16 protein-coding genes are annotated in these 21,338 nt (G+C 37.3%); 12 read left to right on the forward strand and 4 right to left on the reverse strand.

Annotation, left to right across the window (positions count from 1 at the left end; genetic code table 11):
- The first annotated feature begins 68 nt into the window (after positions 1–68).
- A complete protein-coding gene (locus B5X51_RS03925) occupies positions 69–2,222 on the forward strand; it encodes a M3 family metallopeptidase (RefSeq protein WP_079719561.1) in 2,154 nt (717 codons plus the stop codon).
- Positions 2,223–2,302: 80 nt separating this feature from the next.
- Here B5X51_RS03925 and B5X51_RS03930 read toward each other — a convergent pair whose 3' ends face one another.
- From B5X51_RS03930 to B5X51_RS03940, 3 genes are all read right to left on the reverse strand, one after another.
- On the reverse strand, positions 2,303–2,902 hold the full coding sequence (locus B5X51_RS03930) for a hypothetical protein (protein WP_079719562.1): 600 nt from the start codon (positions 2,900–2,902) through the stop codon (positions 2,303–2,305).
- A gap of 283 nt (positions 2,903–3,185) precedes the next feature.
- The gene (locus B5X51_RS03935) at positions 3,186–3,605 is read right to left on the reverse strand and encodes a nucleoside-diphosphate kinase (RefSeq protein WP_070054403.1); all 420 of its coding nucleotides are present in this window, start codon (positions 3,603–3,605) and stop codon (positions 3,186–3,188) included.
- Between the two features lie 115 nt (positions 3,606–3,720).
- Complete coding sequence (locus B5X51_RS03940) at positions 3,721–4,761, reverse strand: alkaline phosphatase D family protein (RefSeq protein WP_079719563.1); 1,041 nt, start codon at positions 4,759–4,761, stop codon at positions 3,721–3,723.
- A 350-nt stretch (positions 4,762–5,111) separates the two neighbouring features.
- Between B5X51_RS03940 and B5X51_RS03945 the strand changes: the two genes are divergently transcribed.
- The 3 genes from B5X51_RS03945 to B5X51_RS03955 are packed head-to-tail and all read left to right on the forward strand — an operon-like array spanning position 5,112 to position 7,847.
- Positions 5,112–6,125 carry a DHH family phosphoesterase gene (locus B5X51_RS03945; protein WP_079719564.1) on the forward strand — a complete coding sequence of 338 codons (1,014 nt, stop codon included), beginning with the start codon at positions 5,112–5,114 and terminating at the stop codon, positions 6,123–6,125.
- On the forward strand, positions 6,122–6,682 hold the full coding sequence (gene gldI, locus B5X51_RS03950; protein ID WP_079719565.1) for a gliding motility-associated peptidyl-prolyl isomerase GldI: 561 nt from the start codon (positions 6,122–6,124) through the stop codon (positions 6,680–6,682). Before B5X51_RS03945 ends, gldI begins: the two co-directional genes overlap by 4 nt.
- Before the next feature lie 43 nt (positions 6,683–6,725).
- Positions 6,726–7,847 (forward strand): peptidylprolyl isomerase, encoded by a 1,122-nt coding sequence (locus B5X51_RS03955; RefSeq protein WP_079719566.1) that lies wholly within the window; start codon positions 6,726–6,728, stop codon positions 7,845–7,847.
- A gap of 162 nt (positions 7,848–8,009) precedes the next feature.
- Here the strand turns inward: B5X51_RS03955 and B5X51_RS03960 are convergent, their stop codons facing one another.
- Positions 8,010–9,470: an aminoacyl-histidine dipeptidase gene (locus B5X51_RS03960; protein WP_079719567.1), complete on the reverse strand. Its 1,461-nt coding sequence runs from the start codon at positions 9,468–9,470 to the stop codon at positions 8,010–8,012.
- Positions 9,471–9,615: 145 nt separating this feature from the next.
- Between B5X51_RS03960 and B5X51_RS03965 the strand changes: the two genes are divergently transcribed.
- The 8 genes from B5X51_RS03965 to B5X51_RS04000 all read left to right on the forward strand — a co-directional run bounded on the left by B5X51_RS03965 (position 9,616) and on the right by B5X51_RS04000 (position 21,317).
- Positions 9,616–10,689, forward strand: a complete 1,074-nt coding sequence (locus tag B5X51_RS03965; RefSeq protein WP_079719568.1) for a DUF3810 domain-containing protein — start codon at positions 9,616–9,618, stop codon at positions 10,687–10,689.
- Positions 10,690–10,789: 100 nt separating this feature from the next.
- A complete protein-coding gene (locus tag B5X51_RS03970) occupies positions 10,790–13,795 on the forward strand; it encodes an amidohydrolase family protein (RefSeq protein WP_079719569.1) in 3,006 nt (1,001 codons plus the stop codon).
- Positions 13,796–13,809: 14 nt separating this feature from the next.
- A complete protein-coding gene (locus B5X51_RS03975) occupies positions 13,810–15,111 on the forward strand; it encodes an amidohydrolase family protein (RefSeq protein ID WP_139374829.1) in 1,302 nt (433 codons plus the stop codon).
- 105 nt (positions 15,112–15,216) lie between these two features.
- Positions 15,217–16,011, forward strand: a complete 795-nt coding sequence (locus B5X51_RS03980) for a TrmH family RNA methyltransferase (protein WP_079719571.1) — start codon at positions 15,217–15,219, stop codon at positions 16,009–16,011.
- Positions 16,012–16,063: 52 nt separating this feature from the next.
- Positions 16,064–17,302, forward strand: coding sequence for a M48 family metallopeptidase (locus tag B5X51_RS03985; RefSeq protein ID WP_079719572.1), 1,239 nt, complete (start codon positions 16,064–16,066; stop codon positions 17,300–17,302).
- Positions 17,303–17,337: 35 nt separating this feature from the next.
- A complete protein-coding gene (locus B5X51_RS03990) occupies positions 17,338–19,548 on the forward strand; it encodes a RelA/SpoT family protein (protein WP_079719573.1) in 2,211 nt (736 codons plus the stop codon).
- 29 nt (positions 19,549–19,577) lie between these two features.
- Entirely contained in the window at positions 19,578–20,033 is a 456-nt protein-coding gene (locus B5X51_RS03995; protein WP_057481434.1) for a Fur family transcriptional regulator, read from the forward strand.
- A gap of 12 nt (positions 20,034–20,045) precedes the next feature.
- Entirely contained in the window at positions 20,046–21,317 is a 1,272-nt protein-coding gene (locus tag B5X51_RS04000) for an adenylosuccinate synthase (protein WP_079719574.1), read from the forward strand.
- The last annotated feature ends 21 nt before the right edge of the window (positions 21,318–21,338 follow it).

A 21,338-nucleotide genomic window follows, 5' to 3' on the forward strand; every position in this document is an offset into this window, starting at 1 on the left:
AGGCTATTCCAGGTGCTTGTTTTGCTAAAATCCCTTATCTTCATAGATTGAAAACAAAACCACATTTAATGAAAAAAAGAATGATAAAAAGTCTGGGGATATTTGCGCTGGTCGTAGGATTTCAAGCCAATTCTCAGGAACAAAACGAAGAGACGAAAACTATGGATAATATTTTACTTGCTGAATGGAGTGGGCCTTACGCAGGAGTTCCCGCTTTTGATGAAATGAAAGTAAAGCTCGTAAAACCGGCAATGCTTAAAGCGATGGACGCGCATCTTGCTGAGATCGATAAAATTACCCAGAATACAGAACCGGCTACTTTTAAAAATACTATTGTGCCATTTGAAGATTCTGGCGACCTTTTAGGCCGTGTGTTTACGTATTACGGAATTTTTAGCAGCAATATTTCCAGCCCCGAATTTAGAGATGTTCAACGGGAACTTTCTCCGGAAATTTCTGAATACAGCTCTAAGATTTCTCAGAACAAGGCATTATTTGAAAGGATTAAAACTGTATATGAAAATTCACAGGAAAATCCGCTGCCCGCTCCCGAGCAACGCGTAATTGATCTTATTTACGAGGAATTTGCGATGGAAGGTGCCAATTTAAACAAGGAGGACAAAGAGCGTTATGCTGAAATAAATAAAGAGCTGTCTGAACTTTATACCAAATTCTCTAATAATGTTCTAGCAGAAGAAGAAAACTACATAGTTTATTTAACCGAAGACCAACTTAGCGGACTTCCGGAATCCTATGTGAAAGCTGCAGCCAGCACGGCTGAAGCTAATGGTGAAACCGGTAAATACGCAGTAACCAACACGCGTTCATCTATGGATCCTTTTTTAACGTATTCAGACGAAAGGGAATTACGTGAAAAAGTATGGCGTAATTATTATTCTCGTGGTGATAATGATGATGAGTTTGATAATAATGAGGTGATTAAAAAAATCCTAAAACTTCGGGACGAGCGTGTAGAATTGCTAGGCTACGATAATTTTGCACAGTGGCGTTTACAAAACCGAATGGCCAAGAATCCGGAAAACGCTATGGAACTTATGGAAGCTGTTTGGCCGGCTGCACTTGCCCGAGTTGAAGAAGAGGTAAAAGATATGCAGGCCGTTGCAGATAGTGAAGGTACAGATATCAGTATTGAGCCGTGGGATTATCGGTACTATGCCGAAAAAGTGAGAAAAGAGAAATATGATCTTGATAGTGAAGAAGTAAAACAATACCTGGAATTAGGTAACCTAACCCAGGCATTATTCTTTACCGCAGGTGAACTTTTTAATTTCGATTTTAAACCGGTAGTAGAAGGCAGCGTTCCTGTTTTTCATGAAGACGTGAAAGTTTGGGAAGTGAACGATAAAGATTCAGGTGAACTTATTGGGCTTTGGTATTTAGATCCTTTTGCCCGCCAGGGAAAACGTTCAGGTGCCTGGGCAACTACCTATAGAAGTTATTCTGAATTAAAAGGCGCTAAACCCGTTTTGGCTTCCAACAATTCTAACTTTATAAAACCAGCTCCCGGAGAACCTGTTTTAGTTTCCTGGGATGATGCCGAAACTTTTTTCCACGAATTTGGCCACGCACTACACTTTTTAGCGGCAGACATTAAATATCCAACCCTAAACAGCGGTGTTCGTGATTATACCGAATTCCAATCACAGTTATTAGAGCGTTGGTTGTCTACAGATAAAGTGATAAATCGTTATTTAAAACATCACGAAACAGGAGAGGTAATTCCTGATGAACTGGTAGCCAAAATTAAAAAAGCGGCCACATTTAACCAGGGTTTTGCAACTACCGAGTTTTTAGCCTCGGCGTTAATGGATATGAAATACCATACTACAAATCCCGATAAAATTGAACCCAGAAAGTTTGAAAAAGAAACACTGGACGCATTAGGTATGCCAGATGAAATTGTAATGCGTCACCGTTCTCCTCATTTTGGACATGTTTTTTCGGGTGAAGGTTATGCTACCGGATACTATGGCTATTTATGGGCAGATGTTTTAACTTCAGATGCTTCTGAAGCTTTTACTAAATCCCCTGGCGGATTTTATGATGCAAACCTTGCAGAAAAGTTGGTGAAATATCTTTTTGCACCAAGAAACGCTATGGATCCAGCTGAAGCTTACCGGAAATTTAGAGGTAGAGATGCTAAGATTGATGCCTTGATGCGTGATCGTGGTTTCCCTGTTCCTGAAGATGCAGAAGAGTAAATCTTTTATATTTAATAATTAAACAGAAACTGTCTGAGAAGTCAACTTTTCAGACAGTTTTTTTATGGCTCAAATTTAAATTACTCCATTGCCGAAGCAACCAATTTATTAGGACCAGCCATAAAACCATATAAATGCATTTTTTCCTGAGTGATTTTTTCAATAGGTACAGCGGTAATTGGATTACCGTGCCGATGAATTACCAAAAAGAAGGTGTCATCAACTTTCTTCAAGTAAGACTCCATTATTTTGCCATCAGCGTGATCCTGAAAGTCGATGATAAAGTTTTCCCCTCCTCGAACTAAATCATATTTTATTTTTCTAATTTCTTCAGGGCTCAGGTTGGTTTCGGTAGGAATCAAACGTATATAATCTACTGGCTTCTCTAATCTCGGGGAAGCAATACTTAGCCTGTTGGGATTTTTAAAGCTGAATTCAGCAAAGGCAAGCGTACCAATTTTCAACTTGTTATCTTCAGTTTCATAGGAAGTTTTAGTTACAAACTGATTAAAATTATAATGAGATAAGGAGTCTTCACTTACTTCCATTAAATGTAATCCGGGAAAACCACCAAAACTCTTATTTCCTGAAATAACCCATTTCCCCTCTAATTCCTGCGCGGTAATTGAGGCGCTTAATAGCAAAATAAAAAAGACAAAATAGCTATCAATAAATTTCATAATTCTACTTTTTAGGTTGAACAATAATTTAAAAAATAGCCGGCTAAAAACCTTATTTATTCGATAGTGTTCTTATTATTTAGATAAAAAACGGAATTATAAGTATTTGTAGGATAATATATTAGCCTTATCATTATAAATAAAAAGAGGCAATATGAAAAGTTTTGAAAATCGTCATCCTGAATTTATTTCAGAATCTAAGATGTTTGAAGCTGAAACGAGTTCAGCTTGACGAGATCAGACTTTTCAGACAGCCTCTTTTATATAACTTAAAAAGTTCTGCTTAGAACATCTCTCTACCTGAAAAATGGAAAGCAGCTTCTATCTGTGCGTTTTCGTCGCTATCACTTCCGTGAACAGCGTTTTCACCAACAGACTTTGCGTATTTTTTTCTTATAGTTCCTTCAGCAGCATCTTCTGGATTTGTTGCTCCTATTAAAGCTCTAAAATCCTCTACGGCATTTTCCTTTTCTAACACAGCCGATACGATTGGCCCACGAGTCATAAACTCTACCAACTCCCCAAAGAAAGGACGCTCGTTGTGTACTGCATAAAATTCTTCAGCATCAGCAGTAGTCATTTGAGTCATTTTCAAAGCTACAATTCTAAATCCTGAAGTAGTAATTTGTTCTAATATTGCACCTACATTCCCGGCTTCAACTGCATCGGGCTTTATCATGGTGAATGTTCTTTTTCCTGCCATTATTTGGTTTTTAAAATTTTGGCAAAAATAATTAAATAAGCTGCATTTACAAGTTCCTTTTGGTTTTATATGAATTTAGCTTTCAGGCAGCTGCATTATTAAAGCTTATATTTAATTAATCTTTATACTTTACTAAATATTCCTGTTGAAGTTTATTTCCAACCCCGCGCATTTCCATCTTTATTTCACCTGAATTGAAATTAAATTTCAGCAAACCATAACTCAAATCGCTTACCACCTCTCCTACCCTATATTGATTGGGCTCTCCGGTAAAATCAGTATAAGAATGCGTCAACCCACTAGAGGTAAAATCTACCAGCGGATAATCCAATCCTTTTATTTTCTTTTCTGAAAATTCTGAAATATGCCTATCGCCACTAAGAAGTAGCACATTTTTAGCTTTAGAAGTTTGTAAAAGCTTTTCCAATTTTTCTACTTCTGATGGGAAATTACCCCAGGTTTCAAAGCCGTGTTCCGCTGAAAGTACTTGAATAGAACCTAAGATCAAATTATAATTAGCGGTGCTATTATTTAATTCCTGCTGCAACCAATTCCATTGCTTTTCACCTAAAACAGTTCCCTTAGAATTAATTTTATAGCGTTGCCCAGGTTCATTACTGGCTTCTAATGGCGATCTAAAATACCGAGTGTCTAAAACAATTACCTTTATAGTCTTGCCGCCCTCCTCAAAATCTTTAGCGTGATACACCCCTTCTCTTTCCCTGCGAGGATCATCTTTTTCAACATCAAAAAAATCAAGGAACAACTGCTGACTTTCCTTTTTATAATCCCATTCGCGACCACCATCGTTTTTACCATAGTCGTGATCGTCCCAGGTGCCCAAAATTGGAGTTGTTTCCATTAACTTTTGATAACCTGCATTATTTTTCTGGATTTTATAATCGGCTTCCAATTTATCCATATCCTCGGTATCAGCATAAATATTATCACCACCCCAAAGAAATAGATCTGGCTTTTCTTGCAGTATCGCATTCCATAATGGCTGCGCTTTATCCTGCCGGTTACAACTACCAAAAGCAATTACATAATCGTAAGTTTCAGAGGAGTTTTCAATTTCTTTTTGGGGAGCTTTAGAATTACTTCCGCAGGAAACAAATAGAAATAAGCTGATAAAGAGTGAAAATATTACTTTCATTTTTGTTGATTTGTGGAATACAAAAATACAGATTGCTTTATTAAGCCGGTATTAATAAATTGTATATTTACCCGCTATTAAGCGGAACAAAGCTTAAAAAGCAGCAACTTTTGTACATAAACATTCCGAATATTCAAAAATTAAATCCCCGGGAGTTATAAGGATATCTTTAAAAAGTTTAGTTTTAAATCCTAAACTATCTTGAGATAACTCAACGAGGCATTTTTTAGAAATATTTTTTTGGTTTTGAGGGAAAGCTCGAAGCATTTAAATCTCGATTATCGAGTAAAGTTTAATTTTTTATACCTAATACCTTGTAGAATTGCTTCAGGGTGTTTTATTTTACAATTATGATAGAACAAGCGATTTTAGAGATCACCGCAGAACTTTCAGAAGCTAGAAATATAGTAATTGTGCCTCATAAAGGTCCCGATGGTGACGCCATAGGTTCATCTTTAGGTCTTATGCATTTTTTAAAGAATAAAGGACATAACGTAGATGTTATTGCTCCCAATGAATATCCGAAATTTCTAAAATGGTTACCCGGAAATAATGAGGTGATGATCTATGAAAAGGATAAAACTAAGGCCGATAAGCTAATAAACGACGCTGATATTGTCTTTGCCTTAGATTTTAATCACTTAAACCGTTCTGGTGATATGCAGGAAATATTAACTGCTTCTCAAGCGGTTTTTATTATGATAGACCACCACCGTGAGCCATCAGATTTCGCTAACTATACCTATAGTGATGCCGAAATGAGTTCTACCTGCGAGATGGTGTACCATTTTATAGATAAACTACGCGCTGTAGAAAAAATTACCCCCGAAATTGCTACCTGTCTCTATGCAGGGATTATGACCGATACGGGTTCGTTTAGGTTTAGTGCCACCAGTTCAGAGACACATCGTGTAATTGCAAAACTTATAGATAAAGGTGCAGTAAACCACGAAATACACAATAACATTTTTGATACATTTAATGAGAACCGGCTTCAGCTTTTGGGAACCGCTTTGCAGAACCTTCGCGTAAAACACCAATATAAAACGGCTTACATTACGTTATCGCAAGAAGAACTGGATAAGCATAATTTTCAAAAAGGAGATACAGAAGGTTTTGTTAATTATGGGCTGGCTATAGAAGATGTTATTTTTGCCCTTATTTTCATTGAAAATAAACAAGAAGGAATTATTAAAATTTCCTTTAGATCTAAAGGCGATTTTAATGTAAATGAATTTGCCCGGGCACATTTTGAAGGTGGAGGTCATAACAATGCCGCAGGTGGAAAAAGTGAACTTTCTATGGAAGATACCATCGCCAAATTAAGCAGTATCCTGCCCGATTATAAAGAATTAAAAGGATGAAAAGAGCTTTAATCCTTATAACTATTATAGCTCTGGCAGCCTGTAAGTCTCCGGAAGCGAGGTATCCCGTTACCCAAAAATCGGGCTCTCATATTAGTGAGTCTATAGCTAAAAACCAGGAACTCCTGGAAAAAGAAGTAGCACAAATTGAGGCCGTAATTGGCGCAGATTCTAAGAGTGTCTACCAATCTTCCCCTGACGGATTTTGGTATACTTACAATCAAAAAAATAAAGATACTGCTAATACAGTTAAACCTGTATTTGGGGATGTTGTAAGCTTTGATTATAGTATAAAAACATTAGATGGGCAGGTAATTTATGCCGAAGGTGAAAAAGCTACCAGAACCTATGCAATAGACCAGGAAAAATTATTTAGTGGTTTAAGGCAGGGACTTAAACTGATGCAAGAAGGAGAAACAGTAACTTTTCTTTTTCCATCATATAAAGCCTTTGGTTATTATGGCGATAAGAATAAAATAGGCACTAATTGGCCTTTAAAAACAAAAGTAACCTTAAATAAGATTATAAAAAAGGAAGAAATTCAAGATCAAAAATAAGTTAAACCCAGGGCCAAAAAAGGCCTTTTAATTTTTATACTAAATGAGAACCAGTAAATTTTTACTACTTTTTGCCATGGTATTTACCATGTTTGCGTGTAACGACGAATATCCCGATCTAGAAGATGGGATGTATGCTGAATTTAAAACCAATTATGGAACTTTTGTAGCCGAACTCTATTATGAGGAAACTCCAATTACCGTATCCAGTTTTGTTTCCCTTGCAGAGGGCACTAACAAAATGGTAGACAGCATACACAAAGGAAAAAATTATTACAACGGACTTAACTTTCACAGAATCATAGATGGATTTGTAATTCAGGGTGGTGATCCTACCGGAACCGGTAGCGGTGGCCCGGGTTACAAATTCCCAGACGAAATTGTAGACAGTTTAAGTCACGATTCTAAAGGCATTCTTTCTATGGCAAATGCCGGTCCAGGAACCAATGGAAGCCAGTTTTTTGTAACCCTTGCTCCTACCCAAAACCTTGATGGCAGACATACCGTTTTTGGTAAAGTCCTGGAAGGTCAGGAAGTGGTAGATTCTATTGGTAAGGTTGAAACCGGCCCACAAGACAAACCTTTAAAAAAGGTAACTATGGAAGAGGTTAATATCATTAGAAAAGGTAAAGATGCTAAAGATTTTGAAGCACCTAAAGTTTTTGAAGATGAGTTGCAAGCCATAAAAGAAAAAGAAGACGCTGAAGCCAAAAAACGCCAGGAAGCAAAAGAAGAAATGGCCAAAACATTTGAAAGCCATAAAGACGAAGCCGAAACTTTAGATAGCGGACTTCAAATTTATTTTGAAAAAGAAGGAGATGGCGAAAAACCTAAAACCGGGCAAATGGTAGAAGTTTTGTATGAAGGCTATTTTGAAGACGGTGATATTTTTGACACTAACAAAAAAGAGCTATCAGATGAAATGGGACTTTTTAATCCAACGCGTGAAGCTCAGGGCGGTTATGGTCCAATGACTATCGTTTATGGTCCAGATGCTCCTATGATCCCAGGATTTAAAGAAGGTATTCAACAAATGAGTGTTGGTGACCAGGCCTTACTTTATATTCCAAGTCATTTAGGTTACGGTGAACGCGGCGCCGGTGGCGTAATCCCTCCAAACGCCAACCTGGTTTTTAGAGTTGAACTAGTAGGAATACAAGAGTAAATTTCCTGTATATAACAAGAAAGGCTGTTTGATTATATTTCTTAACGTCAAGCTGAATTTATTTCAGCTTCTAAGTTTCATTGAAACTAGATCCTGAAACCAGTTCAGGATGACGAAAGATTAATAATCAAACAGCCTTTTTATTTTTACAATATCTCCAAATTATTTCTTCGGAATATTCTTTAGAACTTCTAATAAGAATTTCCAGTATTTCTGCGCTGAAGAAATTCCGGCTCTTTCATCTGGTGAATGCGCTCCTCTAATTGTTGGACCAAAAGAGATCATATCCATTTCAGGATAATGGTTGCCAATAATACCACATTCTAATCCTGCGTGGCAGGCTGCAACATCAGCTTTCTCATTATGTAAGTTTTGGTACAATTCATCCACAACTTTTAAAATAGCCGAATTAGGGTTTGGCGCCCATCCTGGATACTCACCCGATAACTTCACTTTAAATTTTGCAAGTTCAAAAGTAGCTTCTAAACTATTTGCCAAATCGTCTTTAGAAGATTCTACCGATGATCTTGTTAGGCAATTAATCTTCACCTTCCCTTCCCCTACTTTTACGCTGGCAATATTGTTAGAAGCTTCCACTAAACCATCAATATCAGGGCTCATTCTATAAACTCCGTTATGCGCTGCAGAAATTGCTTTAACCACTTCCTGCTGGTCTTCTACCTTCATTACCTTATTAGGCACTTCGGTTTCAGAAATTTCTATGTCCATTTTGGGCTCCAGAGAAGCAAATTCAGCTTTTATCTCCCGAACCTGCTGAATAATTTCAGTTAAAAAAGTTTCGGTATTGGATTTGTCTACCACTACAATAGCTTCACTTTCACGAGGAATAGCATTCCTCAATCCGCCACCGTTAATATTAGAAACTCGTAAGCCAAAATCGCGATTGGCATCAAAAAGTACACGAGCCATTATCTTATTGGCGTTGGCAAGACCTTTTATAATATCCATCCCGGAGTGTCCGCCATTCAAACCTTTAACCTTAATAAAATATCCTACAGAGTTATCTGGTGTATGCTCTTCTTCATAATCCCTAACCGCGGTAATATCTACACCACCGGCACAACCAATACCTATCTCATCATCTTCTTCGGTATCCAGGTTTAAAAGAATATCACCCTCAAGTAAATTAGAATCTAAACCTTTAGCACCCGTCATCCCGGTTTCTTCGTCTATAGTAAACAAAGCTTCAAGCGCAGGATGCTCAATCTCTTTACTTTCTAAAATTGCCATCATGCTTGCTACCCCCAAACCATTATCGGCTCCAAGAGTGGTTCCCTTAGCTTTCACCCAATCACCATCTACATACATATTGATCCCGCTGGTTTCAAAATCAAAATCGGTATCATTGTTTTTTTGGTGCACCATATCTAAATGCGACTGTAGTACAATTGGTTTTCTATCTTCCATCCCGGCGGTGGCTGGTTTTTTAATCACCACGTTTCCGGTTTCATCAACCAGGGTTTCCAGATTAAGACTATTACCAAATTTTTTCATAAACTCGATTACCCGTTCTTCCTTTTTTGAAGGGCGAGGTACTTCGTTTAGATCGGCAAATTTATTCCATAAGATTTTTGGTTCTAATTCTCTTATTTCTTCGTTCATTGTTTTATATTTTGGTCTTTCGCAAAGGTATTGGTTATTAACAAAGAAGGAAAATTTAAGGGCTTTTTAAAACTAATTTAACCAATACAGAATGAGTTGATTAAGATTTTAAGCTGTGTTTTGCTAATAATTGTATTTTTAGATCGTGAAGAAAAAAGGACTTTATTTTCTAGCTTTTCTGCTGCCGGTGCAGATCGTCTTTATTATTTTCCTGGCCGGTTATCCCGAGCTAGTTGAAAATTGGTATAGCCGACTTCTATATCCTCAAATTTCAAAATTAATGCGTTATGGGCACGGTTTTTTGCCTTTTTCGCTTGGCGATCTATTATATACCTTCTTCGGAATTTTAATTATACTCTGGATAATTAAACGTTTTCAACAGAAATTTAGAAATCCAAGATTTTGGTTGATAGATACCCTGGCAGTTTTATCTGTAGTTTATGCCTGTTTTCATATTTTCTGGGGATTTAACTATTACCGCCTACCCCTTCACGAAACTTTAGAAATTGAAAAAGATTACACTACCGAAGAACTTTATTCACTTTCTGAAATTTTAATCACCGAATCTAACAAACTCCATAAGCAACTTACCGATAATGATTCGGTAAGCGTAGTGATTCCCTATTCTAAAGATGAAATATTTAAAAAGACTATCGCCGGATACGCTAATATTAGCAAAGATTATCCTGAATTAACTTATAAAGGTGAATCGCTAAAACGTTCATTATATAGCATTCCACTTTCTTATATGGGTTTTAACGGATACCTTAATCCATTTACCGGCGAGGCACAAGTAAACACACAAATTGTTTCCTATAAAATACCCACTACCGCCAGCCACGAAATTGGCCATCAATTGGGATTTGCAAAGGAAAACGAAGCGAATTTTATAGCCTGTCTAAGCACAATGAACCACCCCGATTCATATTTCAGGTATTCGGGCTACACCTTTGCCTTGCGTTACTGCCTAAGTGAATTGTACCGCAGAGATCCAGAAAAATTTGAAAGTTTAAAAGCTAAGATCAATCCGGGAATATTAGAAAACTACCGCGAAGTAGAAGACTTTTGGTTGGCTCATCAAAATCCTTTTGAACCCATTTTTCAGGCTTTTTATAATCGTTTTCTAATAGTGAACAATCAGGCCGATGGAATGAAAAGCTATAGTTACGTGGTGGCACTTTTAGTTAATTATTTCTCAAAAGAAAAGAACAAACTTTAAATAAAATCTCACTTAGGTTTAAAACAAATTTCAGCTTAGTGATAATTTTCTTAATTTACCGCCCTTAAGTGCAAAACCACATTTAATTCAACAAAAATTTATGAAATTAAGACTTTTACTATGTCTGGTATTTCTCGTCAATCTACAAAGTAAGGCGCAGGAATACTTCCCCAAAAATGATGGGGTAAAAAATCCCCAAACCAACCACACAGTTTTTAAAAATGCTAAAATTCACGTAAGTCCGCAGGAAATTATTGAAAACGGAAGTTTCGTGGTAAAAAATGGCAAGATTACCGCCATCGGCAAATCGGTTAACGAACCTGCAAACAGTATAGTGATAGATTTAGAAGGAAAAGAAGTATATCCTTCTTTTATTGATCTTTATAGCAGCTTTGGAATAAAAGAACCTAAAGGAACCGAAAGAGGTAATGGCCAGCCACAATACGAGGCTAGCCGGGAAGGCTATTATTGGAATGACCATATTAGGCCAGAAACTAAAGCTGTAGAAAGTTTTAATTATGATGAAAAAGCCGCGTCTTCGCTGCATAAAGCCGGGTTTGGAGTGGTAAACACCCACGTTCCCGATGGTATTATTCGTGGCACAGGTATGCTGGTAGCTTTAAACCCTACAGGCACCGAGGGAGACAGAATTCTTAAAGATCGTTCGGCTCAATATCTTTCTTTAGACAAAAGCAAACTCTCCAGGCAATCTTACCCTACCTCAACGATGGGTGCTATGGCTCTAATTCGCCAGGCTTATTTAGATGCAGAATGGTATGGAAAAGGAAAATCTAAAAATAAAGATTTAGCGCTGGAAGCCCTTAACCGAAATAAAAATCTAACTCAAATCTTTGCTACTGATAATCTTTTGGATGCTTTAAGAGCTGGGGAAATAGGCAACGAATTCAACGTAAATTACGTGATATTAGGTGACGGAAAAGAATATCAACGTCTTGAGGAAATTAAAGAAACCGGAACCACATTTATTGTCCCTCTTAATTTCCCCGATGCTTATGATGTTGAAGACCCGTTTTTAGCACAACACGTGACATTAGAAGAAATGAAAACCTGGAATCAGGCACCTGCAAACCTTAAAATGCTTGCAGAAAATAACATTCCGTTTACCATAACCACGCACGATCTGGATGCTGAAAAAGATTTTAGAAATAACTTATTGAAAGCGGTTAAATACGGCTTAAATAAAGAAGATGCGCTTGCCGCCTTAACCACCACTCCCGCAAAGATTTTAGGAGAGGAAAATCGTTTGGGAACTTTAAAACAAGGCGCCTGGGCTAATTTCATCATCACATCGGGTGATTATTTTGATAAGGAAACCAGTATTTACGAAAACTGGACTCAGGGAAAAAGATCGGTGATCAAAAAAATGAAAACTACCGATATTACCGGGACTTATAATCTTAAGGTAGATGGAAAAGAATACGAACTTAATATAACCGGTAAACCGGAATCGCCAAAAGCGAGTGTAAAATCTGACAATACAAAACTAGGCGCCAAGCTTAGTTTTTCTAATAATTGGATGAATTTGTTACTTTCTTCAGCAGATACTACAAAAATAGGTTTTACACGTTTAGTCGCTAAAACCGATGAAAATACTGATGAAATTTCAGGAACGGCTTATTTAAGTGATGGTTCAGAAACATCTTTCAGCGCGCTTAAAAAATCTTCCGAAATTGCCGAAACAACTGAAGAGGACGAAGAAAATACCGAGAAAGAAGATGAAGAAAATGAAGAGGAAGACATTCGTGAAATTATGCCGATAAGTTTTCCAAATAAAGCTTACGGATTTTCAGAAATGCCTAAAGAAGAAAACATTCTTTTTAAAAATGCGACGGTTTGGACCAATGAAGAACAAGGAATTGTAGAGAATACCGATGTATTGGTGAAAAACGGAAAAATCTCCAGGATTGGAGAGAATCTTAATGCCGGAAATGCCCGGGTAATCGATGCAACCGGAAAACATCTTACTTCCGGAATTATAGACGAACATTCACATATCGCAGCTTCTGCAATCAACGAGGCAGGGCATAATTCTACCGCCGAAGTAAGTATGGAAGATGTTGTAGACCCTACAGATATAAATATTTACCGAAATCTTGCCGGAGGAGTAACTACCGTTCAGCTTTTGCATGGATCGGCGAATCCTATTGGTGGACGTTCCGCGATTTTGAGGTTAAAATGGGGGGAAAACGCTGATGACTTAATTTTTGAAAATTCCCCTAAATTTATAAAATTCGCACTAGGTGAAAATGTAAAGCAATCTAACTGGGGAAGCCGCTCCAGGTTCCCACAAACCCGTATGGGCGTAGAACAGGTTTTTACCGATTATTTTACCAGGGCGAGAGAATATGAAGAAGCCAGGAAAAACGATAAGGATTTTAGAAAAGACCTTGAAATGGAAACGCTTGTTGAAATTCTTAACAGCGAACGTTTTGTTTCAGCACACTCTTATATTCAGAGTGAGATTAATATGTTGATGAAAGTTGCTGAAAATTTTGATTTCAGAATTAATACTTTCACGCATATTTTAGAAGGATATAAAGTAGCCGACAAAATGAAAGAACACGGTGCCGGTGGATCTACTTTTTCTGACTGGTGGGCTTATAAGTATGAAGTAAATGATGCCATTCCATTTAATGCACCAATTATGCATAGCCAGGGAATTGTAACTGCTATTAATAGTGATGATGCCGAAATGAGTAGAAGGTTAAATCAGGAAGCTGCAAAATCTGTAAAATACGGAGGTGTTTCTGAAGAAGATGCCTGGAAATTCGTAACATTGAATCCGGCAAAGTTATTGCATATAGATGATCGTGTTGGAAGTGTAAAAACAGGAAAAGATGCCGATCTTGTACTGTGGTCAGATAATCCATTATCTATTTACGCTAAAGCCGAAAAAACGCTGATTCAGGGAAAAGTTTTCTTTGATATTGAAAAAGACAAAAAACTACGGGAAGAGATTCAGCAACAAAGAAGTACACTTATCACTCAAATGCTGCAAGCAAAAAACAAAGGTTTAAAAACGCAGCCGGTGACTAAAAAAGAAGAACAACATATCCACTGTGACCTATTAGAGGAAATACATTAAAAGAACGAATGAAGATGAAATATTTAGTAATACTTGCACTATTTAGCTGCATAGGAAATTCTTTTGCCCAACAAACCCCGGCTTCAAAACAAACGGAAGCAGTAACTATTGTTGGCGCTACCGCCCACTTAGGGAACGGAGAGATAATCGAGAATAGTTTAATAATTTTTGAAGACGGAAAAATCACCCAGGTGATGGATGCCACCGCTACAAAAATGCAATACCGCGGCCGAATTATTGAAGCCGAAGGGAAACACGTTTACCCGGGCTTTATTGCACCAAACGCCACTTTAGGCCTGGTTGAAATTGATGCTGTTCGCGCTACAGACGATGAAGACGAAATAGGTTCTATGCTTCCGCACATTAGAAGTATAATTGCTTACAATGCCGAAAGTAAGATCGTTGAGAGTATGCGCCCAAACGGAGTGCTAATGGGACAAATTGTTCCTCGTGGTGGCAGAATTTCGGGAACTTCTTCTATGGTACAGTTTGATGCCTGGAACTGGGAAGACGCCGTAATTAAAGAAGACGATGGGTTGCACATTAACTGGCCAAGTAGCTTTACCAGAGGTCGCTGGTGGGCTGGTGAAGATCCGGGAATAAAAGTGAGTGACGATTACCAGAACGAAATTTTAAAACTGGAAGAATTTTTCGCTGCTGCAAAAGCTTATTTAGCCGGAAGCAAAGAAAAAACCAACCTGGCTTACGAAGCCATGAAAAACGTTTTTACAGGAGATAAAAGGGTGTACATACATGTAAACGCAAAAAAAGAAATCCTGGATATCCTGGACTTTAAAAAAGATCAGGAACTGGAACATCTTGTTATAGTTGGCGGCTATGAAGCACATAAGGCTATTAAAGAATTAAAAGAGCATAATGTTCCGGTTTTGGTTCAACGCCCACATGGTACACCAAACAGCGAAGATCATGATTATGATTTCCCCTATAAATTAGCCGGAATTTTGCATAACAAAGGTATTTTGGTTGCTCTGGAAAGTAGCGGTAGTATGGAAAGAATGAACACAAGAAACCTTCCGTTTTATGCTGGAACTGCAGGCGCTTACGGTTTAGGAAAAGAAGAAGCCCTTAAACTAATCACTTCGAATACGGCAAAAATACTTGGAATAGACAATATGGTTGGAACCTTAGAAAAAGGAAAAACGGCAACCTTATTTATCAGTGAAGGAGATGCTTTAGATATGCGGGGAAATATACTTACCCACGCTTTTATACAAGGCCGCCAGGTAAGTTTAGATACTCACCAAACAGAACTTCACCAACGTTATATGAAAAAATACGAAAGCGCAAGCAAGTAGTCTTTATTCTTTAAATTTACTAAGAGGTTAGCAATTTTACCAAGACAGGTATTTTGTTAACCTCTTTTTCTATTCAAAAGTTTTAATCTCCCTATTTTTACACCTATGATTAAGCAAATAAGCAGCACACAAAACAAGGAAGTTAAGCACCTACTCCAATTACAGGAAAAATCCAGGCTACGACGGAAAGAAGGTCTTTTTTTAGTAGAAGGACAAAGGGAAATTGAATTGGCTGTAAAGGGAACGTTTGAGTTGCAAGCTGTTTATTTTTGCAGCGATTTAATTGATTTTCAAGAAATTGAAAAACTTATTTCAAATGATGTTTTAATTACTGAAATCTCCGCTGAAGTTTATGAGAAAATTGCTTACAGAAGTAGTACCGAAGGTGTTTTAGCAATTTTTAAAACAAAAGAAAACAACCTGCAAAGCATTAAATTTGAAACGGAAAACCCTTTAATTCTTATCGCTGAAGCTCCTGAAAAACCGGGAAATATAGGGGCTATATTAAGAACTGCCGATGCCGCAAAAGTAGATGCTGTTTTTATCGCAAACCCAAAAACCGATTTGTATAACCCCAATATTATTCGTTCCAGTGTGGGCTGTGTATTCACAAATCAAATCGCTACTGGAAATACTTCAGAAATCATTGATTTTCTAAAAAAAAATAATATTTCAATTTATGCAGCAGCATTGCAAGCCTCAAAACCTTATCACCAAATAGATTTTACCCAATCGGCAGCCATTGTAGTGGGAACTGAAGCCACCGGGTTAAGTGAAGAATGGCGCGAAAATTCAACTCAAAATATTATTATTCCAATGAGTGGTGAAATTGATTCCATGAATGTTTCTGTTGCTGCAGGAATACTTATTTTTGAAGCCAAAAGACAACGCGGTTTTTAAAAAAGAAACACCGCAGTTGGTCAATCTAATTCAACATAAAAAATAAAAGCTTTTGGATCCCCAAACCCTATTTTATATCATTATAGCCATTATTATTATCGATTTTATCATCGATAAAATTCTGGAAACTTTAAACGCAAAACATTTTGATGATCCTATTCCAAAGGAGCTTGAAAATGTTTATGATAAGAAAGAGTACGAAAAATCACAACTATACAAAAAAGAACGGTACCGGTTTGGGATTCTTACTTCCACTTTTTCCGTCTTACTCACTTTAGGTTTTATTGTTTTTGATGGCTTCGCCTGGGTAGATGAGATTGCCAGAAATTTTACCGATAATGATATCCTGGTAGCACTTATTTTCTTCGGAATTATAATGATTGGCAGTGATATTCTTACTACGCCATTTTCCTGGTACAGTACCTTTGTGATCGAAGAAAAATATGGTTTTAATAAAACCACAAAAAAAACTTTCTTTCTGGATAAAATAAAAGGCTGGTTAATGATGGCAATCCTTGGCGGCGGAATCCTGGCACTTATCGTTTGGTTTTATCAGTTTGCCGGTAACGATTTTTGGTGGTATGCATGGATTCTGGTAGCTGTTTTCTCTGTATTTCTTAACATGTTCTACGCCAAACTCATTGTTCCATTATTCAATAAGCAAAGTCCGTTGGAAGAAGGTTCCCTGCGCACTAAAATTGAAACTTATGCTGAAAGTGTAGGGTTTACGCTAGATAATATTTTTATTATAGACGGTTCTAAAAGAAGTACCAAAGCCAATGCTTATTTTTCAGGATTTGGTAAGGAAAAACGTATTACACTTTTTGATACTTTGGTAAAAGACCTGGAAGAAGAGGAAATTGTAGCAGTATTGGCTCATGAAGTAGGGCATTATAAAAAGAATCATATTATTGTGAATTTAGCCGCTTCTATCTTGACCACAGGTTTTACTTTATGGCTTCTTTCTTTATTTGTAGGCAGCCCTGCCTTATCGCAAGCCCTGGGAGTAGAAGAACCAAGTTTTCATATAGGCTTGATTGCTTTCGGGATACTTTACAGTCCAGTTTCTGAAATCACAGGCCTGATAATGAATTATTTATCCCGAAAATTTGAATACCAGGCAGATAACTACGCAAAAGAAACCTATGCTGCCAGTCCTTTAATTTCAAGTCTAAAAAAACTTAGTAAAAACAGTTTAAGCAACCTTACACCGCATAAAGCTTATGTTTTTATGCATTTTTCACATCCTACACTTCTACAAAGATTCAGAAACTTAAAGCGCAATTTGTAGTTGTTTCTTTATAATCTTAATCGTACTTTTAATTTATGACAGACGCCGCTATAGAGAAAGAAAATAAGGAGATTGCCAGACAGTATAAAGAACTACTGCGCATAAGTTATCGTAGCCTGAGTGATGATGATAAAAAGCAAATTAGAAAGGCTTTTGATACCTCTGTGGAGGCACATAAAGACCAACGCAGAAAATCTGGCGAAGCTTATATTTTCCATCCAATTGCCGTTGCTAAAATTGTAGCTTCAGAAATTGGTTTGGATGCCACTTCTATTGTTGCAGCGCTTCTGCACGATGTAGTTGAAGATACGATTTATACGCTTGAGGATATCGAAAAGATGTTTGGAAAAACCGTAGCAACAATCGTTGACGGACTTACAAAAATATCCAGTTTAAAGAAAGATAAAGATGTATCGTTGCAAGCCGAGAATTTCCGGAAAATGCTCCTTACTTTAAACGATGATATTCGGGTAATTATCATCAAAATTGCCGATAGATTGCACAATATGCAAACTATGGATGCAATGCGCCGTGATAAGCAGGAAAAGATCTCATCAGAAACACTTTATATTTATGCCCCACTGGCTCACAGAATTGGGCTCTATAATATTAAAACCGAACTTGAAGACCTGGCCCTAAAATATACCGAGCCCGAAGTTTATCACGATATTCATACCAAGATAAAAGAAAGTAAAGAGGAGCAGGATGCCTATATAAAAGAATTCTCCCGAATTATTGAAGACTCGCTAAACCAGGAGGAGCTTCATTATGATATAAAGGGAAGGCCAAAATCCATCTATTCCATAAATCGTAAAATGCAAGCTCAAAATGTAAGCTTTGACGAGGTTTATGATAAATTTGCTATTCGAATTATTTACAAAAGCGACCAGGCTAATGAAAAATTTCTTGCCTGGAAAATTTACTCCATAGTTACCGATCACTTTAGGCCTAATCCCACCCGACTTAGAGATTGGATCTCTTCGCCTAAATCTACGGGTTACGAAGCCCTGCATATTACCGTGATGGGACCAAAAGGCCGTTGGGTAGAAGTGCAAATTAGGAGTCATAGAATGAATGAAATTGCCGAAAAAGGTTATGCGGCACACTATAAATATAAACAGGGAGACACCCAGGAAGACCGTGGAATTGAGGAATGGTTAAACAGGCTACAGGAAGCTCTTGAGAATCCTGATGTAAATGCAGTAGATTTTGTAGAACAATTTAAACTGAATCTCTACTCTAAAGAGATTTTTATTTTTACACCGCAGGGTGATCTTAAATCTTTACCAAAAGGTTCTACGCCTTTAGATTTTGCTTTTAGCATTCATACCGAAATTGGTTTAAAAACCCGTGGTGCCCGGGTTAACAACAAGCTGGTTCCATTAAGTCATAAATTAAAAAGCGGAGATCAGGTTGAAATAATAACATCAGAAAACGCCCAGCCAAATGTAAACTGGTTAGATTATGCAACCACGGCAAGAGCACGCGCCAAGATAAAATCTTCATTAAAAGATGAAAAACGTGAAATAGCTGAAGAAGGTAAGGCTATACTTACCAGGAAACTGCGTGCACAAAAAATACCTTTTAATGAAAAAGTGATTAACGAGTTAGTTGTTCATTTTAACTTAAAAACCAGTCTGGATCTATTTTACCGCGTTGGCATTGGCAAAATAGATAACCAGAAACTAAAGGAATTTTCGTCCTCCAGGAGCAATGCATTGGTAAGTTATATTAAGCGAAAAATCACCAAACCGGTTATTGCAGAAGATCTCAATAAAGATGAAATTACTTCTAAATACGATCAGCTTGTTTTTGGTAGAGATGAAGATGAAACCTTAGCCTATAAACTGGCCAATTGTTGTAACCCTATTCCAGGAGATCAGGTTTTTGGATTTGTTACAGTAAACGATGGAATAAAAGTTCATAAAAAGAACTGTCCCAATGCGCTTCAACTCCAAAGCAATTATGCCTACAGGATTATTCCAGCAAAATGGATAGATTCTTCACAGCAAGACTTTAAAGCAATAGTAAATTTAACAGGGATTGACAATTTAGGTTTGGTGAGTGAAGTTACTAAAGAAATTTCCAGCAATCTTAACGTGAATATGCAGAAGGTAAGTTTTGAAAGTGTAGACGGGGTGTTTAGCGGGCAAATAACGCTTAAAGTAAAGAACAATGCCATACTCACTAAAATCATTAACCGACTCAAAAAAATTAACGGCATCGATAAGGTTAGCCGTGAATAATCCTATACCTTTGTAAGCTACAAAAAGCTATGAGCAAAAAAGTTGTAAATAAGAACGATCAAGCAGTAGTTAAAAACGTTTTCACCAAGTATTTGGAGGAAAAAGGGCATAGAAAAACCCCCGAACGTTTTGCAATACTTCAGGAAATATATAATAACGACGATCATTTTGATATAGAGTCACTTTATATTAAAATGAAAAATAAAAAGTACCGGGTAAGTCGTGCAACCCTCTATAATACTATAGAACTATTACTGGAATGCGGTCTTGTTAGAAAGCATCAGTTTGGGCAAAACCAGGCACAGTATGAAAAGTCATATTTTGACAGGCAGCACGATCACGTTATTTTAACAGATACCGGTGAGGTTATAGAATTTTGCGATCCACGCATTCAGTCCATAAAAAAAACAATTGAAGAAGTGTTTGATATAGAAATTACCAAACATTCTTTATATTTTTACGGCAACAAAAAAACAACCAATTAACTTAAGATTTCAATGGCGGTAGATTTACTACTAGGTCTCCAGTGGGGTGACGAAGGCAAAGGAAAAATTGTTGATGTACTCACCTCTAAATACGATATTATCGCAAGGTTTCAGGGAGGACCTAACGCAGGACACACCCTCGAATTCGATGGGCAAAAACACGTACTTCATACAATTCCTTCAGGAATTTTTCACGACGAAACCATTAACCTTGTAGGTAATGGTGTAGTGATAGATCCTGTGATTTTTAAAAAGGAACTGGACAATCTTAGAAAAAACAATATAGATTATAAATCTAAATTGCTTATTTCCAGAAAAGCACATTTAATTCTACCAACTCACCGACTTCTGGATGCAGCTTCTGAGGCTTCAAAAGGAAAAGCGAAAATTGGTTCTACTCTTAAAGGAATTGGACCAACTTATATGGACAAGACCGGAAGAAACGGAATTCGTGTAGGTGACCTGGAGTTAGAGAACTGGAAAGAAAAATATAGAACGCTTGCCGATAAGCATGAGAAAATGATCAAATTCTACGATGTAGACGTACAATATGATCTTGCTGAATTGGAGAAGGAATTCTTTAATGCGGTAGAAACTCTTAAATCACTAACTTTTATAGATAGTGAAGCTTATTTACACCAGGCACAAAAAGAAGGTAAAACTATTTTAGCCGAAGGCGCTCAGGGATCTCTGCTAGATATAGATTTTGGAACCTATCCATTTGTGACTTCCTCTACCACTACGGCAGCTGGAGCTTGCACAGGACTTGGTGTTGCACCAAATAAAATTGGTGAAGCTTACGGAATTTTTAAGGCATATACCACCAGAGTTGGAAGTGGCCCCTTCCCTACCGAGCTTTTTGATGAAGATGGAGAAACTATGGGACGTGTAGGTAACGAATTTGGTGCTACCACCGGCCGTGCACGTAGATGTGGCTGGCTAGACTTAGTAGCTCTAAAATATGCCGTGCAGGTAAATGGAATTACCCAACTAATTATGATGAAAGGTGACGTACTTAGCGGATTTAAAACGCTAAAAGTATGTACCGCTTACAACTATAAAGGAGAGGAAATCAAACACCTACCATATAATATTGAAGCAGAAAACATAACCCCAATCTATACCGAAATTAAAGGTTGGGCAGCCGATCTTACAGGAATGACAAAAGTAGATGAACTTCCTAAGGAGTTTAATGACTATGTAGCGTTTTTGGAAAAAGAACTGGAAATCCCAATTAAAGTTGTTTCAGTAGGTCCAGATAGAACTCAAACTATAACACGTTAAGAATCTTTTAATTCTTATAAT

The sequence above is a fragment of the Salegentibacter holothuriorum genome, from assembly GCF_900168045.1.
Classification (GTDB): domain Bacteria; phylum Bacteroidota; class Bacteroidia; order Flavobacteriales; family Flavobacteriaceae; genus Salegentibacter; species Salegentibacter holothuriorum.

What these genes read in the sequence shown, in the direction of transcription:
- B5X51_RS03955 (WP_079719566.1), top strand. Translation starts at nt 6,726, where the DNA reads ATGAGAACCAGTAAATTTTTACTACTTTTTGCCATGGTATTTACCATG.
- gldI (WP_079719565.1), top strand. Translation starts at nt 6,122, where the DNA reads ATGAAAAGAGCTTTAATCCTTATAACTATTATAGCTCTGGCAGCCTGT.
- B5X51_RS03960 (WP_079719567.1), bottom strand. Translation starts at nt 9,470, where the DNA reads ATGAACGAAGAAATAAGAGAATTAGAACCAAAAATCTTATGGAATAAA.
- B5X51_RS03945 (WP_079719564.1), top strand. Translation starts at nt 5,112, where the DNA reads ATGATAGAACAAGCGATTTTAGAGATCACCGCAGAACTTTCAGAAGCT.
- B5X51_RS03930 (WP_079719562.1), bottom strand. Translation starts at nt 2,902, where the DNA reads ATGAAATTTATTGATAGCTATTTTGTCTTTTTTATTTTGCTATTAAGC.
- B5X51_RS04000 (WP_079719574.1), top strand. Translation starts at nt 20,046, where the DNA reads ATGGCGGTAGATTTACTACTAGGTCTCCAGTGGGGTGACGAAGGCAAA.
- B5X51_RS03980 (WP_079719571.1), top strand. Translation starts at nt 15,217, where the DNA reads ATGATTAAGCAAATAAGCAGCACACAAAACAAGGAAGTTAAGCACCTA.
- B5X51_RS03990 (WP_079719573.1), top strand. Translation starts at nt 17,338, where the DNA reads ATGACAGACGCCGCTATAGAGAAAGAAAATAAGGAGATTGCCAGACAG.
- B5X51_RS03935 (WP_070054403.1), bottom strand. Translation starts at nt 3,605, where the DNA reads ATGGCAGGAAAAAGAACATTCACCATGATAAAGCCCGATGCAGTTGAA.
- B5X51_RS03970 (WP_079719569.1), top strand. Translation starts at nt 10,790, where the DNA reads ATGAAATTAAGACTTTTACTATGTCTGGTATTTCTCGTCAATCTACAA.
- B5X51_RS03975 (WP_139374829.1), top strand. Translation starts at nt 13,810, where the DNA reads ATGAAATATTTAGTAATACTTGCACTATTTAGCTGCATAGGAAATTCT.
- B5X51_RS03995 (WP_057481434.1), top strand. Translation starts at nt 19,578, where the DNA reads ATGAGCAAAAAAGTTGTAAATAAGAACGATCAAGCAGTAGTTAAAAAC.
- B5X51_RS03925 (WP_079719561.1), top strand. Translation starts at nt 69, where the DNA reads ATGAAAAAAAGAATGATAAAAAGTCTGGGGATATTTGCGCTGGTCGTA.
- B5X51_RS03940 (WP_079719563.1), bottom strand. Translation starts at nt 4,761, where the DNA reads ATGAAAGTAATATTTTCACTCTTTATCAGCTTATTTCTATTTGTTTCC.